The sequence below is a fragment of the Pseudarthrobacter sp. 01T43 genome, from assembly GCF_056398665.1.
The window spans coordinates 108,056-124,374 of record NZ_JBFTPV010000003.1 but is presented as its reverse complement, the minus strand read 5'-3'; the positions used below and the strand labels follow the sequence as shown (position 1 = coordinate 124,374).

Below are 16,319 nucleotides of genomic sequence, written 5' to 3'. Positions count from 1 at the left end.
TAGCTTAGGACGAGGTGCGCCCCGGGCTGAAACCGTGAACTGCATGCTACGGGCACCGCCCCGGGCCTGGCCTAGAGCTCGCCGATGCCCGAAACCAACTTAGCCCGGCCCTCGAGGAGGCTGTACTTCAAACCGATCACGGCGGCGCGGCCTTCGTCGACTGCGTCGGAGATCACACGGGAGCTGTCCACCAGCCGCTGTGAAGTCTGCTTGGTGTGCTCCACCACCATTTCATTGATTTCGTGCTGGTTGTTCCGCAGGGACGTCAGCACGGAGGGCGTGATCCGCTCCACGAGGTCGCGCATAAAGCCGACGGGCATCTCGCCGGTATCCACCGCCGCTTTGGTTGCGGTCACGGCGCCGCAACTGTCGTGGCCAAGCACCACGATCAGGGGCACCCCCAACACGCTGATGCTGTACTCCAAGGATCCCAGGACGGCGTCGTCAATTACCTGTCCTGCCGTTCGCACCACGAAGGCATCGCCGAGCCCGAGGTCGAAAATAATTTCGGCCGCCAGCCGTGAATCGGAGCAGCCGAAGATCACGGCAAACGGATGCTGGGTCTCCACCAGCGACGACCGGCGGGACGCATCCTGGTTCGGGTGCGAAGACTCGCCGTTGACAAATCGTTCGTTGCCTTCGCGCAGCCGGCGCCAGGCGAGGGCGGGAGTCAGGTATGTAGCCACTGACCAACCTTACGGCGTGGGGCCGGCCGACGGTGAAACCGTTACGGCCGGATTGCCGTCCAGAGACTTTACGACGGCGTCGGCCAGGACCGTGAACTCGTCCAGTTGCGCCGTGCCATTGAGGACAACGGTGGTTCCTCGATAGTCCAGGATCATGCTCTTCTCACCTTTTCCGGCATCCCTGAGTTCCCAGGACTGGCCGCCGGCGTCGCGTTTTCCGGTGACGGGAGCGCTTTTGGTCTGCTGCAGCAGCCAGGTGGGATTGGACTGCCGGGTTTGCACGAGGCCGATAAAGGCGTCCTTGGGCGTGATGTAGCCCACCTCCCAGGTGGGAACGCCGCTGCCACTCCCGGACTCCCACCGTGCGTAGTTTGGCCGGAAGGCGTTGGCCGTATCCGGGGCCGCGGGTGTGAATCCCGCCACATCCGCAGCGTTCCCTGCCACGGCACTGACGTTGATGTCCGGGCGGAACCCGTCGCTTTTGGGAAGCGGATTCATCAGGACGATGGGCAGGAAGGCGGCAATGCTGATCACCAGGGCAACGATCATGCCGATCACGGACGCATTGGCCCGCTTGGCCGCTGCGGCCGGAATGACGGGCTTTACGGCGGGCTGGTCACGGTCCGGGGTGTCATGTCCGGTGCGTCCGGTGTCCGAGGGATCTGGCCCCGGGCTGGTCTTTTCCTGCATTTCGTTCACCCCTCTATAGTCGCCCATCCGCGCCCCCATCTCACATTCGGGGGACCACAACCGGCCGGTGGCGCATATTGCGGGGAGGCGTCATCCCGCCACTCCGGAGTGGCGCCACGACTATGATCAGTAGCAGAGGAATCACCGCGTCGGCTGAATCCGGCTGAGCGGGTCCAATGATCGCCACTCGAAGAAGAGGTTCACGTGCCAGGAACGCCTATGACCCAGCAGTACTCCACGCTCTCCCCCTCACTTGCTGTGGGTATTGACGAGCCGGACCGCAACCTTGCCCTTGAGCTCGTCCGGGTCACCGAAGCCGCTGCCATCGCGGGCGGCCACTGGGTTGGTTTCGGCGACAAGAACAAGGCTGACGGTGCCGCCGTTGACGCCATGCGCTCCTTCCTTCAGACGGTCCACTTCAATGGTGTTGTGGTCATCGGCGAAGGCGAAAAAGACGAAGCCCCCATGCTGTTCAACGGCGAACACGTTGGCGATGGCACCGGGCCCGAGTGTGATGTTGCTGTTGACCCGATCGACGGTACCCGGCTCACCGCCCTGGGCATCAACAATGCCCTCGCCGTCCTCGCCGTGGCCGAACGCGGCTCCATGTTCGACCCCTCCGCCGTGTTCTACATGGAAAAGCTCGTCACGGGTCCGGAAGCTGCGGACATGGTCGACTTGCGCCTCCCGGTGAAGCAGAACCTGCACTTGATCGCGAAGGCCAAGGGCGTAAAGGTCAACCAGTTGAACGTCATGATCCTGGACCGAGACCGTCACCGCCCCTTGGTCGAAGAGATCCGCGAAGCCGGTGCCCGCACCAAATTCATCATGGACGGCGACGTCGCCGGCGCCATTGCTGCAGCCCGCTCCGGCACCGGCGTGGACGCCCTCATGGGCATCGGCGGTACCCCGGAAGGCATCGTCGCCGCCTGCGCCATTAAGTCCCTCGGCGGCGTTATCCAGGGCCGTCTGTGGCCCACAAGCGATGACGAGAAGCAGAAGGCCATCGATGCCGGCCACGACCTGGACCGCGTGCTGTCCACCAACGACCTCGTGTCGAGTGACAACTGCTACTTCGCGGCCACGGGTATCACCGACGGCGACCTCCTCAAGGGCGTCCGCTACTCCAAGGACAAGGTCCTGACCCAGTCCATCGTGATGCGTTCCAAGTCGGGCACCATCCGCTTTGTGGACGGCGAACACCAGGCCAGCAAGTGGGAAGGCTACGCCCGCAAGAACTAGTTCACGGCACAGTGAGGGAAGCGCTCCACCGCATCTGCGGTGGGGCGCTTCTCTGCATGCAGCCTGGCTTCCCGTGCGGGCGGCGGCCTGAGTCGGGGCCCGCCGTTGCAGGGCGTTGGTATAGGGTTGAATTCATGAGTCTTGCCGTTGTGCCCTGTACTGACCGCGCCGTCTGGGACGGATACGTTGACCGGTTCCAGGGCCATCCACAGCAACTCTGGGGCTGGGGTGAGACCAAGGCCATGCACGGCTGGTCCGTTGACCGCATCGTGGTCACTGACAACGAAAACATTCTCGGCTGCGCGCAGTTGCTGGTCCGGAAACTGCCGTTGCCATTCCGGGCGCTGGTCTACGTACCGCGCGGACCCATGTGCTCCGCCGAGGACGCCACCGCCGTCCTGGAACAGCTGGCCAACTATGCGTCCTCCCGCTACCGGGGTGTGGCGCTCAGCATTGAGCCCGACTGGGACGCCGAGTCCCCCTACGAAAGCGCGGTCGCTGCCGCCGGCTTCCATCCATCCGAGAACACCGTGCTGATCCCGCGGACCCTCATCCTTGATCTGGCCAAGACGGATGATGAGCTCATGGCCGACATGTCCAAGTCCACGCGCGCCAACATCCGTAAAGCGATGCGCAGCGAGGTGGATTTCCGGAAAGTTCAGACCGCTGCAGAGCTTGAGCAGGTGTTGGGCATCTATCACGAAACGGCCACCCGTGCCGGGTTCGGGATACACGAGGACCAGTACTACCGCGATATCTTCGCCAACCTGGGGGAAGGTTCACCCATTATCGGGGCCTTCGACGGCGGCGAGTTGCTAGCCTTCGTCTGGCTGTCCCGGAGCGGGGCAACAGCATTTGAACTCTACGGCGGTGTTTCGGCCGAGGGCCAGAAACAGCGGGTGAACTACGGCGTTAAGTGGGCTGCCCTCCGGGCCATGCGTGAGGACGGCTGCGGACGCTACGACTTCAACGGCCTGCTCAACGACGGCATCTCAGATTTCAAGAAGCAGTTCGCCAAGCACGAGAACATGCTCATGGGAACGTGGGAGAAGCCGCTCTCACCGCTCTACCCCGTGTATGCGCGGGCCATGCCGGCCGCCCGCAAGGGGCTGCAGGCAGCCCGCAAGGGTGTACAGGCGGCCCGCAAGGGGCTGCCGGCCGCCCGCAAGGGTGTACAGGCGGCCCGCAAGGGGCTGCCGGCCGCCCGCAGCAAAGGACTGCCCGCCGCCCGCCGGCTCCTGGAACGGGTTACCCGGCGCTAAGAGCCGTGGTGACGGCGAACGCCACGGTCTTCTCCGTAGCCCCGGCGACAGCATGGACGTTCACCGGAGCCTCGGAGAAGGCCAGGAACGCGCTGCCGCCACGGCCCAGTTCCAGGTCGCCCTTGGGCGAGTCGAGGTATACGGCGCCTTCCACCACAATCACGACGACGGCGCCTGACTGGGCGAGCGGGACGGGTGCCGCGCCGGGGGCCAGTTCGATCCGCTGAAGCTGGAACTCCCGGAACGGGGGCCGGTACAGCTGCTGGCCCAGTCCGGAAATTTCCGGGTTCAACATCGGGACCGCCACGGAAGTGAAGTCGACGGTGCGCAGGAGTTCGGGCACGTCAACGAATTTGGGTGTCAGTCCGCCCCGGAGCACGTTGTCGGAGGAGGCCATGACCTCCACTCCCAGGCCGGAGAGGTAGGCATGGATCTTGCCCTCGGGCAGGTAGACAGCCTCACCGGGGGCCAGCGAGATGCGGTTGAGGAGCAGCGATATCAGGACCCCAGGATCACCCGGGTACTGCTCATTGAGGCTGACGACCGTGGACAGTTCCGTCTCGTACGGTGCCAGCGAAGCTCCCGACGTCAGGGCTGCCGCCACCGTCGCCGTGGCCAGCGGGACATCTTCGCCGCCCTGAATCAGACGTTCGAAGGCAGCCCTCAGGCCGGCGCCCTCGTCCGGATTTTCCAGGAACTGGATCAGTTCGGTCAGCAGGTGCGGCACCTCGGTTTCGATCGGGTCGAAACAAGAGCCAATATGGGCCAGGATCTTCCGGGTGGCGGCAGGATCCCGGAATCCACAGAGCGATTCAAAGGGCGTCAGCGCAAGGATCATCTCGGGCTTGTGGTTGTCGTCCCGGTAATTCCGGTTGGCTGCGTCCGGGGCGATGCCGGCAGCATTTTCCCGCGCAAAACCAGCCTTCGCCTGCTCGATGCTGGGGTGAACCTGAAGCGACAAGGGCTGGGCAGCCGCAAGAATCTTTGCCAGGAAAGGTAGCCGCGGCCCAAATTCCGCTACTGATTCGCTGCCCAGGAAGTGCTCCGGATCTGAGGCAATCAACGCATCCAGTGGTGTTTCCGAGCCGTCGGTCCGGCGGGCCATTGACGGAGCACCGGGGTGTGCACCGATCCACAGTTCGGCTTCCGGACCACCGGACGCAGGGCGCCCCAAAAGTTCTGCGATGGCTGTTCTGGATCCCCAGGCATAGTCGCGAAGGGCGTTTTCAAGTTCGTACACAGCCGGGTCCATTCCTTAGTGTTCAGGTCTTCAAGTGGGTGTCTAGGCGGGGCAGCGTGGTCAGCGGGCCCCTACAAGGGCGCGCACTGACCGTTCGTGGCCACGAGTTCGCGGATGGCCTCCTCGTTGCCGTCGCGCTTGAGCTGGGTCAGCAGCTCCTCAGTGATTGGCTTTCCATCGGGTGTTGTGGTCACCGGTGTGAAGTCCGACGACGGCGGGGCAGTCTGTTGTGCGGGCCAACCGCCTGAGGGGCCGGAAACAGAGCGCAACGGTCCGGCTGCCTGCAACTCTCCGCCAGCCGTGGGAGGCTGCACCATGCCGTCGACGGGTGCGGCAGCCTGGGGGCCCGAGGCAGATGCCAGCAGCTGGTCCACCCTGTCGTGGATGACGTCGAAGTCAGGCACCGTGGAGAAGGAGGGGTCGAAGTCGGGCGGTCCGATGGTGAGCCGCTTGACCGACTGCCCCTTGGCCTTCATGGCGAGGTCAACGAAACTGCCCAGCTGGGACGAAGAGATATTGGACTCCACCACCTTGGTGCCTGCGTTGGCGATGTCCTCGAACTTGGACAGCAGCGTGGCCGGGTCCAACTGCTTCAGCATGGCCTGCTGGACGCACTGCTGGCGTTGGATCCGGGAATAGTCGTCGACGTATTCGCGGGACCTTCCGTACCAAAGTGCATGGTCGCCATCGAGGGTCTGTTCACCGGCGGGTATCCAGCCCAATGGCATGCCATGAGTGCGGGTGGCTTCGTCGTAGAAACCGCTCATCGGAACCCAGCCGCCGGCCTTGATTTTGATGCCGCCCATAGCGTCAATGAGTTTGGCGAAGCCCGCCATATCCACCAGGACGTAGGCCTGGACCTTGAGCCCCAGGGTGCCGGAGACCGCCTCCAGTGTGGCCTGCGCGCCCGGATCCTCCACCCCGGGGTACAGGTCCTTGTACTTGTTGGTGACCTCGGTGTTGATGGCGTTGACCAGGCACTCGTCACCACAGTTGTACCCATCCGGGTAGACCTTGCGCATGGGGGAGCCCTCGCTGAACTGGGCGTTCTGGAGGTTTCGCGGCACGGAGATAATGGCAGTCTGGCCGGTCTTGGCATCCACGCTGAGCACGGAAAGACTGTCCGGGCGCCGCCCGGTCCGGTCATCGCCGGCGTCGCCACCCATCATCAGGAAGTTGTAGCGGCCCTCCACGGGATCGATCGACGGCCCGCCCGAGAAGATATTGCCAATGGCGTTGCGGCCCACGTTGAGCAGGTAAGCGGCGTAACCCAATGTGCCGCTGCTGAGGACCAGGGCAAGGACAAGCGAAATCACGACGGCGGGACGTGCCCCCGGTGCCAGGAGGACCGGCCTGATGAGCCGCAGGGTGTTGATGAAGAGCAAGGCCCAGCCGAGGGCGAGCGCCACCAGGAACAGGATGATCACCAGCGAAGCGAAAGGGTTCGTGATGACGTTGATCAGGAGGGTGCGGTTGAGGACCAGCAGCAGCACTGCTGCCACCAGCACCACCCAGACGCCCAGGGTCACCCGCAGCGCGGTTCGGCCGAGTCTACGGTCACCGGCCACAAGCTGCGCGCTTCCGGGCACCAGAAGGGTCATCAGCAGCAGGACAAAGGCCCGTTTGGTCCGAACCGGGGACGAGGCGCCGGACGGAAACCGTACGGGGTCGGTCATGACCGGACCGGGGGCGGGGTGCTGCGGTTCGCTTCTGGACATGTTCCCGTACCTAGCGGCTGCCCCGGAGGACGCCATTGCCGTCAGCGAAGACTTCGCTGACTTTCTGCCTGAGGTTGGCTCCCTTGCGGGCGGCGACATCGTTGAGCTCCTGGGCGAAGTCCACAAGATCGGCGCGGAGCGAGGCCGCCAGAGCGTCCGTACCCGAGGCGAGGATACGGACGGCCAGCAGGCCGGCGTTGCGGGCGCCGGCTATGGACACGGTGGCGACCGGGACGCCGGCCGGCATCTGCACGATGGACAGGAGGGAATCCATGCCGTCCAGGGTCTTCAACGGGACCGGAACGCCAATGACAGGCAGGGGAGTCACACTGGCGAGCATGCCCGGAAGGTGGGCTGCCCCGCCGGCCCCAGCGATGATGACGCGCAGGCCGCGTTCATGGGCCGTTTGCCCGTACCGGATCATTTCCGTAGGCATCCGGTGAGCGGAAACCACGTCGGCTTCAAAAGGTATGCCAAACTCAGCCAGCGCATCGGCCGCGGCCTCCATCACCGGCCAGTCCGAATCTGAACCCATTACAAGCCCGACAATAGGGCCAGTGCCCGTGCCGGCAGTTCCGGCGTCGCCGGGGGTGGTTTCGGTGCTCATGCGTTCTCCTCGGAAAGCCGTGCGGAATCTTCGGCCGGGACCCGGCCGTCCCGGATGATGGCTGCCACTCGGGTGGCCCGTCGCCGGACCGAGTCCACATCGTCGGTGGAGTCCCCGACGAGGTTGACATGGCCGATCTTGCGGCCCGGACGCACCGTCTTGCCGTAACAGTGGACCTTGGCCGCCGGCTCACTGGCGAGGGCAGCCGGGTACGCCGAGAACAGGTCCTGGTTGTCGCCGCCCAGGAAATTCTTCATCACCACTACCGGGCCCAGAACGTCGGTGGCGCCCAGCGGAAGGTCCAGGACTGCCCGCAAATGCTGTTCAAACTGGCTGGTCACTGAACCGTCCTGGGTCCAATGGCCGGTGTTGTGCGGCCGCATGGCCAGTTCGTTGATGAGGAAGCCGGCGCCGGCGCCGGGTGTTTCAAAGAGTTCCGCGGCCATCACACCGGTGACGCCGAGTTCGTGGGCGATCCGCAGGGCCGCGTCTTCGGCTGCTGCCGCCACCTCCAGGGGGAGGCCCAGGGCGGGCGCAATGACTTCGTCGCAGACGCCGTCCACCTGGATGGTGTGCACCACCGGCCAGGCTCTCGCTTCACCGCCGGGAGTCCGCGCAACCAGGGCGGACAGTTCGCGGCTGAACTCGACCTTTGCTTCCGCAAGGAGCGGGCTCATGGCCTCGAACCACGGAGCAGCCCCGGCTGCGTCCTGGGCAGAGTGAACTATCCGCACGCCCTTGCCGTCGTAGCCGCCGCGGGGCATCTTGAGGACCACCGGCCAGCCGATTTCATCGCCGAAGTTCACCAGCGCGGCGACGTCAGCAACCTCAGCCCACGCCGGGTTCGGGAGGCCGAGCCTGTCGATGGCGGCCCGCATCACCAGTTTGTCCTGCGCGTTGACCAGGGCATCGGGGCCCGGCTGGACGTTGACGCCGGCGGCCAGGAGTTCGCGAAGGTGATCGTTGGGAACGTGCTCGTGATCGAACGTCATAACATCCAGGCCGTCCGCGAAATCGAGGAGCGTTGGGAGGTCTTTGTAGTCACCCACCGGTGAAGTGGAGACAGCTGAGACGGCTGAAACGTCCTCAGCTTCGGCCAGAACGCGGAGTTCAAAACCAAGGGCGGTGGCGGCTGGGGCCATCATGCGCGCGAGTTGGCCGCCGCCAACCACGCCGATTACTGGAAAAGTCACATATGCCAGCCTACAGAAAAGGTCGCCGTATCCCGGCTTTCGGGCGCCACGGGGCCACAAACGAGGTAACCCGGCCACCGCGCAACCCGGCTGGCAGGCTGGTTCCCAGATTTGGGGGCTAAAATAAACCTCTGGCCGTGTGGCCCACAGAACGGACGGCCATGGAGGGTCATGATTAACTCACTCGCAGATCGTATCCGGGGACTAGCCTCGCTGTTTTGGCGCGAGGTAGCCAAGTTCGGAGCAGTTGGCGGTGTGGCGTTCGTCATTGACAACGGCCTGACCTATTACCTGATGCACGGCCCCATGACGGACAGCGAAGCCAAGGCTCGCTTCGTCGGCGCCACCATTGCCACGGTCTTTTCCTGGATCGCCAACCGGTTGTGGACGTTCCGGCATCGGCGGCAGGCAAACGTGCTCCGCGAATTCCTGATGTTTATCCTCATTAACGGCATTGGGATCGGAATCTCAACGGGCTTCACTGCCCTGGCCAAGTATTCGTATAACGTGACCGACAAGAACATGCTGTTCGCCGCCGGTGTTGTCGGAATTTTGGTGGCTACGGTGGTCCGCTTCTTTGCCTACCGGTTCCTTGTGTTCAACCAGGAACTGGACCAGGAGCCGGAGTTCTCCCACGACCACGAGATCATGGAAGGCCACCACCACAACCAAGCCGCAGTGGCAAACGTCCAAGGCGGGAAAGCCGCGGCGGTCAGCGCCCACAGCTCGGAAGTCCCTGACCAGGACGCGCCGGGAAGTGCCCGGCAGCCCTAATACCTGGGAGGCCCCGGGACCCTAATACCGGGGAGGCCCCGGGACCCTAATACCGGGGAGGCCCCGGGACCCTAATACCGGGGAGGCCCCGGGACCAGGGAGCCGCAGTGCTGAGCCACCTGCGGACCTTCCCGGGAACGCTACCGTCCTTGGATGCGTTCCGTGGCCAGAAGCTGGTCTGTCAGCTGCACATCGGCGTGAGCCAGTACCACCGAGCCCCCGTTGTGCCAGGCGCCCAGGGCGTTCGCCAGGGCTGCCTCCAAACCATCCCCGGCCGTGACCAGGAGCCTCACGCCTTCATCGTGCCGGGCGGAAAATCCGGCCAGCAGGTCTTCATGGAGGTGACGCTTTCCCTGACGGTCAGCGACGGCGCAGCCGGACGCGGACGGCTCTGAGTGGGCCATAAAAACGTCGCCATGGGAGCGCACCTCAGCGGCATAGTCGATGACGCCGGCGGGCAGGTCTCCCGGCCACCGCATGGCAAGCGCGGGCAGCGCGACGGCGATAACGGCGTCGTACTTTCCTGCCTCGGTTCCGGGCTTGTCGGTGACGAGCATGTCAGCCTCGCCGCCGTCGAGGACTGTTTCCATGCCGAGCTGCCAGGCGGCCAGGGCCCAAATCAGTGATTTCCAGTGGACGGGAAGGTCAAGGCCCAGCCGCATCCCCGGTTCGGCATCCAGTTCGTCCTGCAGCAGGTTGCCGGTTTTGGCGACCCAGTTGTCCAGGACGCGGCCCGAGAGTTCCACGCGCTCGGAGTCCGGCCCGTACCAGGTGAGTCGGGGCGAGGTGGCGTGGCCGGAACGCAGGTTGGTCATCAGTTCGATCGCCGGGATGCTCATGGCACCATCTTGCCACGGGGCCCCGGGCACACCCTTGATGGGGGAGCAGCTGCTTCGCCGCCTGAACGGCGGTCCGCAGCCCTCCATCGTTATGTGATCTTCCTCACAGTTAATTTGTCACCCTATTTGTCTTATTGCAGCAGCACCTGTACTTTTGGCCGCTATTCGTGGCATTCGGAGGCTACGGGCTTTACGGTGGGGCCGCCCACCTTTCGGCGCGCCGGTCCTTGAGAAAATTTCCGGGCGTGGCGTGACGGCGTTTCGCCCGGAAAGTTGATTATTATCCCATCGACGGCTTGACTCTCCGCTAGTTACACACGTGTAATTAGATATCGAAAGCGACTGCATAAATACCGGCACTCAACCGAGGGCCAGGGGGAACCATGCAGTGGCTGCAAACTTTCAGGAGGGTCGCCGTGGGGCAAGCAGAGCGTATCCATGAAGATGCCGTCGCCGGCCAGGCAACGGCTAAATACCGCGCACGGGGCGTACCGAGCGACTGGTACGTGGATCCTGCCGATCCTGACGCCGCGGACCGCTACAACCGAAACACCAAAGACCCGCTCCAGGACCAGGCCACTGCCTTCCTTGCGGCCCACGAAGCGCTCCTCGACGGCGGGCACGACGAGGACGAGCTCGACCCGCCCATGGAACTGCGCCCTCCCGGCCCCGAGGCTACCCAGCCGGTGTGGATCGGACTGCCGTTCCAGCAGGACTTTGATGACGAAGGTGAACTCGGCTGGCAGACTGATGCTTTGTGCGCCCAGACCGACCCGGAAGCATTCTTTCCGGAAAAGGGCGGATCCACGCGGGATGCCAAGAAGGTGTGCGGCGCATGCGATGTGCGCTCACAGTGCCTGGAATACGCGCTGGCGAATGACGAACGGTTCGGCATTTGGGGTGGCCTTTCCGAGCGTGAACGCCGGCGGCTAAGGAAGCGAGCAAGCTAATTCTTCAGGAAGTACATGTCACTGCCGTTGTGGTTTCCCACAACGGCAGTGCCTATCTGCCCAGAACCCTGGCCGCCCTCGCGGACCAGACCCGGCCCGCCGATGCCGTCATCGGAGTGGATACCGGCTCACGCGACGATTCCGCAGTCCTCTTGGAACGCGCTCTCGGTGCTGAGAACGTCATCGGGTTTCCGCACGGCAGGGGCGGCATGGGTAGCGCCGTGCGCGCCGGGCTCACCGCGCGCTCGCCCTGGGAGGGCCAGTCCGAACGGGCCGCCACAGAGTGGATCTGGCTGCTCCATGACGATGCAGCCCCCGCGCCGGAGGCCCTGGCGGAGCTCTTGGGGGCCGTGGAACGGGCACCGTCCGTCACAGTCGCCGGCTGCAAGCAACTGGACTGGCACAGCAAACGCCGGCTGATCGACGTAGGACTGTCCACCAGCCGGTGGGCTGAGCGCCTCACCCTGATCGATGCCGACGAACTCGATCAGGGCCAATACAACGGCCGTTCGGACACCTTCGCGGTTAATTCGGCCGGCATGCTGGTGCGCCGTGACATCTGGGAACATCTGGCGGGCTTTGACCCCGCGCTCCCGGGCACCGGCGACGACGTGGATTTCTGCTGGCGCAACCGTCTTGCCGGGCACCGTGTCGTCGTGGTGCCCACCGCCCGGATGTTCCATGTGGCCCATCGGCCCCACGCCCAAGGAAACCCCTCCGCGGCCCGCAAAGCGCAGGTCCACCTCCGGCTTAAGCACGCGCCGCTCTGGAAAGTGCCTTTCCACGCAGTGGGGGCGCTGCTCGGCAGCGTCTTCAAACTCGTGCTCAGCATTGCCGTCAAGGATCCGGGGCACGGATTCTCTCAGTTACTAGCCACGTTCGCGGCTCTGGCCCGGCCCGCCGCTCTGGCTAAGTCCCGCCGTACGGCGGCCAGTACCCGCCGGATCCGGCGTTCCGTCATCAGGAAACTACAGACCCCCCGCCGTGAAGTGTGGAACCACCGCCGCTCCCTGATCGAGGCCTTGGGCGCAGACAGGTCTACTGCCGACGGCTTGATGCAGGATCCGCTGGCCGATCAGCCGACAGGCGACTCCTCCGACGACTTCGCGGCCATGACCACCACTGAACGTGGCTGGGTGGGTGCAGGGGCGCTGGCTGCCATCATCATCGCGGCAGCAGCCTCCCTCACGGCGCTCAGTGGGTTGTTTCGGGCCGAAGCCGTTTCCGGTGGCGGACTGATTCCGGTGTCGGCATCCTTGGCCGAAATCTGGCATCACGCCTCCAGCTGGTGGATCAGCCTCGGGGCAGGCCTTCCCGGCAGGGGCGACCCCTTTGACTACGTGCTGTGGATCCTCGGCGTTCTCGGCGGCGGAAATGCCAATGCGGCCATGGCCTGGCTGCTTCTGCTCGCTGCCCCGCTGTCTGGCCTGACGGCATGGTTTGCCGCTGGCGGGGTGACCACCCGGCGCCGCTGCCGCTTTATTGCGGCTCTCTTTTGGGCTGCCGCACCGGCCCTCCAGGTGGCCCTCAACCAAGGCCGGGCGGGGGCATTGGTTGCCCACATCGTGATCCCGCTGCTGGTCCTTGCACTGTTGCGTGCCACAGGGTCCGCTGTGGGCCATGGGCGGTTTGCCCTGCCGTCCCCGGGCGAGCGTCGGTTCACCGAAAAGCCGCCTTCACGGCCCGGGATCAACGGCATGCCCTCCTGGACGGCCGCGGCCGCTGCGGGCCTGGCACTGGCTGTAGTTGCCGCCTCTGCACCGGCGCTGCTAATCCCCGCCGCGGTGCTGATTGTGCTCTGCGGGCTGATGCTGGGCCGGCGTGGCCGCACGGTGTGGTGGGCGCTGCTGCCCAGCGCTGCACTTTTTCTTCCCTTCGGACTCTCCGTCATAGACAGGCCTCGGGCGCTCCTGGCGGATCCGGGCGTTCCGCTCGGATTCGAGGCGGCACCCCTGTGGCAGCAGCTTCTGGGCCAGCCCCTGCTCTTTGCACCCGGCGGCGGCCTGTACGGCCTTGCGCTGTTCAACGGGGAGGTTATCCCATGGGCACTCCTTTTGGCGCTGCTCGTGGCCGTCCCGGTCCTGCTTCTGGGGGTGGCCGCCCTTTTTCTCCCCGGGAAACGGAGCCGGACTGCACGCGCCCTTTGGGTGGCGGCACTGGTCGTCCTGGTGGGCGGCTGGCTCGCCGGACATGTTGCTACCGCCGCCACCTCAGACACGGTGGTCACGCCGTTCACCGGACCGACAGTTTCGGCCGCCGGTTTTATGCTCCTTGCGGCGGCGCTTATCGGCGCCGAGCGCCTGCTGGACGCCGCTGACCGCTCCGCCTCGCTGAACGTCAGGCGCAGCGTTGCCCTTCGCTCTGCCACCGCTGTTGCCACGGTGATACTCCTGGCCGGTCCATTGGCCGGCATGGCGGTCTGGTCGGCGCAGAACATCCTTCGGCCCGCCGTTGCGGCCCAACCTGCCGAAGATCCTGCCGCACCGGCGCTTGGAACACCGCGGCTCGTGGAGGCAGCAAATGCGCGGACGCTTCCCGCTACGGCGATCGACCGGGGTACGGGACCGGAGCAGACACGCACCCTGCTGATCAGCACCCACGAGAACGGCACTTTTGACGCCTCGCTGATGCGCGGCGCAGGAACCACACTGGACAGCCTGTCGGCCATCGCCGCCGCCCGGAACATCATGGGCGCACCGGGCCAGGAGACAATCAGGGAAGATGACGACGTCACGGCTTCGCTCCGCAGTGTTGTGGCCACAGTGGTGGCCGGGCAGGGTGTGGACCCCAGGCCGGAGTTGGAGCGCCTGGGCGCCGGGTTCGTGGTGCTGCGCTCGGCGGACACGGCGGCCCAGTTGACGGCCAGCAGGATGGACGCAGTGCCGGGCCTGGTTGCCGTAGGCCAGACCGACGTGGGCTGGCTCTGGCGGATTACTCCGCTCAACCAGCCCGCACTGCAGCCTGCTGACGTCGCCCATCGCGTGCGGATTGTGGACCCGGCCGGAGCCACGGTGGCTCTGGTGCCCTCCAGATACGACGACGTCGACGCCACCGTCTCCGGGGGCCCGGAAGGCAGGCTTGTTGTGCTCGCCGAGCGGGCGGATCCGGGATGGAGTGCCTGGTTCGACGGGCAGAAACTCACGTCCACAACGTCAGGCTCTGCCCAGGCCTTCACCTTGCCGGCCTCGGCAGGCCAGTTGACCATCCGGTATGACGCCCCGTGGGCCCTGTGGTCCGGAATCGCACAGATCACGGTCTTCGCACTCACCGTGATACTCGCCCTACCCATGCCCGCACGTCGGCCCAACACTGGCCTGTCACGGGACGAGGGATCTTTGCGTAAGGAACACCAGAATGCATAAGGACGCGCCAGGCTCCGCACCGACGGCCGGGAAACCGACGACACCAGCCAAGGAACAGAACGCCACCGCAGGCGCGCCGGCGGTGGCCACTGTCCCTGGACTTGCCCGGCCTGCTGCGAGGAGAAGGCCCTCAAGGGAATTGCTCGTTGGACTGGTTTCCGCGGTGGCAATTGTCGCGGCGGCAGGCGGCATCGTCGCTGCTGCATCCTTCGCCCCGCAGTCCGCGGGCAGCCGCGGGATTCCGGCCGGGCTGGCTTCCGTTCCTGCCGGGGCGAGCGTCGGGGTATGTCCGGGACCGGCACGCCTACTCGAAGGCACTCAAGCGGGCACCGACCCCCAATTCAGCCCCGAATCCGCAACGGCCAAAAGCGTCGTCACCGGCGCCGTGCTAAGCGCGCCCGGTGGTGTCCTGCCCGCCAGCCAACTCATCGCCCTCAACGGAACGCCCGCCGTCGAGATCGCCAAGGGTGGCGGCCAGCCTGCCCAGGAGGCCGGTCCCCAGGATCTGAAAGCCGGCGTGCTCAACGGTCGCAGCGTGACTGGCGCCACCGTGCTGGGCGCGGAGGCCATGGCAGGCCAGAAACCGTCAGCGGCCGGTGCGCTGAAATATGCGGCCACGGACGGCGACCTGCAAGGTTCAGCAGCAGCCAACTGCACGCCGCCGGCCAACGACCTCTGGCTCGCCGGCGCCAGCACCACTCTGGGCCGCACGGCCGTCCTGGTCCTCAACAACGCCTCGAGCACCCCCGCCACCGTGAGCCTGGAGCTGTTTGGCAGCAAGGGGCAGATTCAGGCCCCTGGCAGCAGGGGTCTGCTCGTCGCTCCGGGAACCACCCGTTCAATCGTCCTCGCGGGCCTCGCCCCCGGTGAGCCGCAGCTGAGCGTCCATGTCCGCAGCGCCGGCGGCCCCGTGGCGGCAGCCATTCAACAGAGCGTCCTCAGGGGACTGACACCCGGGGGCGTGGACTTCATCGTGCCAGGGGCCGCCCCGGCCGCCCGCCAGGTCATGACCGGTCTGGACATCCAGGACGCCGGCGGGATTTCTGCCATCACCGGCAAAGGCGGCTTCGGCGACGCCGGCCCTGCGCTTAACATCACCGTCCCAGGCCCCTCGGACGCCGTAGTGGAGGTCAAGCTCTTCGGCGGGGACGGTCAGAAAGCCCTGCCCGGCGGCGGTGTGGTCACTGCCAAGGCCGGGTCCGTCACCGAGATATCACTGGCTGGTGTCCCGGCTGGCCACTACACGGTATCCACCAGTTCGGACGTGTCGTTCGTGGCTTCGGCGCGGGTTACGCGCGGCGTCAACGGCGAGAAGGCGTCAGATGTTGCCTGGGCAGCCTCAGGCGTCAGGCTGGGGAGCCAGCATGTTGTCCCTGTGCCGCAGGGCGGTGACCGCAGCCTGGTCTTCGGCGTGCTGGAGAACCGGGCCACGATTTCCTACGCGCCCATCACCGCGGACGGCAAGATCCGCCCGGCGGCGACTGCCGACGTCGCCGGCGGCACCACCACCTCAATCAAGCTCCCGGAAACGGTCGGGGAGTCAGCCGTGGTGGCGTACGTGGTCTCGGCGTCCGGCGACGCCGCCTATGGCGCCCTGCTGCTGCAGCAGGAAGGCCGGGATGACATTTCGATCCTTGCCTTGATGCCGGCCGCGTCGGGCCAGGAAAAGGTAGCGGTCGCCCTCGCTAGCTAAGGCTGGTTTTGGCGGGTTCAATACCGATGGCTAGCCGCCGGTCGCTCACCAGCAGCTATGCGA

At 65.5% G+C, this 16,319-nt stretch carries 13 protein-coding genes; 6 read left to right on the top strand and 7 right to left on the bottom strand.

Annotated elements, in window-relative coordinates:
* Window positions 1–71: 71 nt before the first annotated feature.
* Entirely contained in the window at window positions 72–686 is a 615-nt protein-coding gene (locus AC1DIM_RS04015; protein WP_477709201.1) for a carbonic anhydrase, read from the bottom strand.
* Between the two features lie 9 nt (window positions 687–695).
* Window positions 696–1,376 (bottom strand): DUF4245 domain-containing protein, encoded by a 681-nt coding sequence (locus tag AC1DIM_RS04010; protein ID WP_477709531.1) that lies wholly within the window; start codon window positions 1,374–1,376, stop codon window positions 696–698.
* A gap of 219 nt (window positions 1,377–1,595) precedes the next feature.
* Between AC1DIM_RS04010 and glpX the strand changes: the two genes are divergently transcribed.
* Window positions 1,596–2,618: a class II fructose-bisphosphatase gene (gene glpX / locus AC1DIM_RS04005; protein WP_477709200.1), complete on the top strand. Its 1,023-nt coding sequence runs from the start codon at window positions 1,596–1,598 to the stop codon at window positions 2,616–2,618.
* Window positions 2,619–2,752: 134 nt separating this feature from the next.
* Window positions 2,753–3,880, top strand: coding sequence for a lipid II:glycine glycyltransferase FemX (locus AC1DIM_RS04000; protein WP_477709199.1), 1,128 nt, complete (start codon window positions 2,753–2,755; stop codon window positions 3,878–3,880).
* Here the strand turns inward: AC1DIM_RS04000 and manA are convergent.
* From manA to AC1DIM_RS03980, 4 genes are all read right to left on the bottom strand, one after another.
* Window positions 3,867–5,120 carry a mannose-6-phosphate isomerase, class I gene (gene manA, locus AC1DIM_RS03995; protein WP_477709198.1) on the bottom strand — a complete coding sequence of 418 codons (1,254 nt, stop codon included), beginning with the start codon at window positions 5,118–5,120 and terminating at the stop codon, window positions 3,867–3,869. The genes AC1DIM_RS04000 and manA overlap by 14 nt on opposite strands.
* Window positions 5,121–5,191: 71 nt before the next feature.
* On the bottom strand, window positions 5,192–6,838 hold the full coding sequence (locus AC1DIM_RS03990; protein WP_477709197.1) for an LCP family protein: 1,647 nt from the start codon (window positions 6,836–6,838) through the stop codon (window positions 5,192–5,194).
* 10 nt (window positions 6,839–6,848) lie between these two features.
* Window positions 6,849–7,445 carry a 5-(carboxyamino)imidazole ribonucleotide mutase gene (purE, locus tag AC1DIM_RS03985; protein ID WP_477709196.1) on the bottom strand — a complete coding sequence of 199 codons (597 nt, stop codon included), beginning with the start codon at window positions 7,443–7,445 and terminating at the stop codon, window positions 6,849–6,851.
* Complete coding sequence (locus AC1DIM_RS03980; RefSeq protein ID WP_477709195.1) at window positions 7,442–8,638, bottom strand: 5-(carboxyamino)imidazole ribonucleotide synthase; 1,197 nt, start codon at window positions 8,636–8,638, stop codon at window positions 7,442–7,444. The genes purE and AC1DIM_RS03980 overlap by 4 nt, the downstream gene beginning before the upstream one ends.
* 171 nt (window positions 8,639–8,809) lie before the next feature.
* Between AC1DIM_RS03980 and AC1DIM_RS03975 the strand changes: the two genes are divergently transcribed.
* Complete coding sequence (locus AC1DIM_RS03975) at window positions 8,810–9,412, top strand: GtrA family protein (RefSeq protein WP_477709194.1); 603 nt, start codon at window positions 8,810–8,812, stop codon at window positions 9,410–9,412.
* A gap of 140 nt (window positions 9,413–9,552) precedes the next feature.
* Here AC1DIM_RS03975 and AC1DIM_RS03970 read toward each other — a convergent pair whose 3' ends face one another.
* Window positions 9,553–10,251 carry a TIGR03089 family protein gene (locus tag AC1DIM_RS03970; RefSeq protein WP_477709193.1) on the bottom strand — a complete coding sequence of 233 codons (699 nt, stop codon included), beginning with the start codon at window positions 10,249–10,251 and terminating at the stop codon, window positions 9,553–9,555.
* Between the two features lie 416 nt (window positions 10,252–10,667).
* Here AC1DIM_RS03970 and AC1DIM_RS03965 point away from each other — a divergent pair, with 416 nt between their 5' ends.
* The 3 genes from AC1DIM_RS03965 to AC1DIM_RS03955 are packed head-to-tail and all read left to right on the top strand — an operon-like array spanning window position 10,668 to window position 16,256.
* The gene (locus AC1DIM_RS03965; protein WP_477709192.1) at window positions 10,668–11,201 is read left to right on the top strand and encodes a WhiB family transcriptional regulator; all 534 of its coding nucleotides are present in this window, start codon (window positions 10,668–10,670) and stop codon (window positions 11,199–11,201) included.
* Window positions 11,202–11,230: 29 nt separating this feature from the next.
* Window positions 11,231–14,563 carry a glycosyltransferase family 2 protein gene (locus tag AC1DIM_RS03960; protein WP_477709191.1) on the top strand — a complete coding sequence of 1,111 codons (3,333 nt, stop codon included), beginning with the start codon at window positions 11,231–11,233 and terminating at the stop codon, window positions 14,561–14,563.
* Window positions 14,556–16,256 carry a DUF5719 family protein gene (locus AC1DIM_RS03955; RefSeq protein WP_477709190.1) on the top strand — a complete coding sequence of 567 codons (1,701 nt, stop codon included), beginning with the start codon at window positions 14,556–14,558 and terminating at the stop codon, window positions 16,254–16,256. The genes AC1DIM_RS03960 and AC1DIM_RS03955 overlap by 8 nt, the downstream gene beginning before the upstream one ends.
* Window positions 16,257–16,319: the final 63 nt, after the last annotated feature.

Bases quoted from the DNA above. Each gene is read 5' to 3' on its own strand.
- AC1DIM_RS03970 (WP_477709193.1), bottom strand. From the start codon at position 10,251: ATGAGCATCCCGGCGATCGAACTGATGACCAACCTGCGTTCCGGCCAC.
- AC1DIM_RS03990 (WP_477709197.1), bottom strand. From the start codon at position 6,838: ATGTCCAGAAGCGAACCGCAGCACCCCGCCCCCGGTCCGGTCATGACC.
- AC1DIM_RS04010 (WP_477709531.1), bottom strand. From the start codon at position 1,376: ATGCAGGAAAAGACCAGCCCGGGGCCAGATCCCTCGGACACCGGACGC.
- glpX (WP_477709200.1), top strand. From the start codon at position 1,596: ATGACCCAGCAGTACTCCACGCTCTCCCCCTCACTTGCTGTGGGTATT.
- AC1DIM_RS04000 (WP_477709199.1), top strand. From the start codon at position 2,753: ATGAGTCTTGCCGTTGTGCCCTGTACTGACCGCGCCGTCTGGGACGGA.
- AC1DIM_RS03955 (WP_477709190.1), top strand. From the start codon at position 14,556: ATGCATAAGGACGCGCCAGGCTCCGCACCGACGGCCGGGAAACCGACG.
- AC1DIM_RS03975 (WP_477709194.1), top strand. From the start codon at position 8,810: ATGATTAACTCACTCGCAGATCGTATCCGGGGACTAGCCTCGCTGTTT.
- purE (WP_477709196.1), bottom strand. From the start codon at position 7,445: ATGAGCACCGAAACCACCCCCGGCGACGCCGGAACTGCCGGCACGGGC.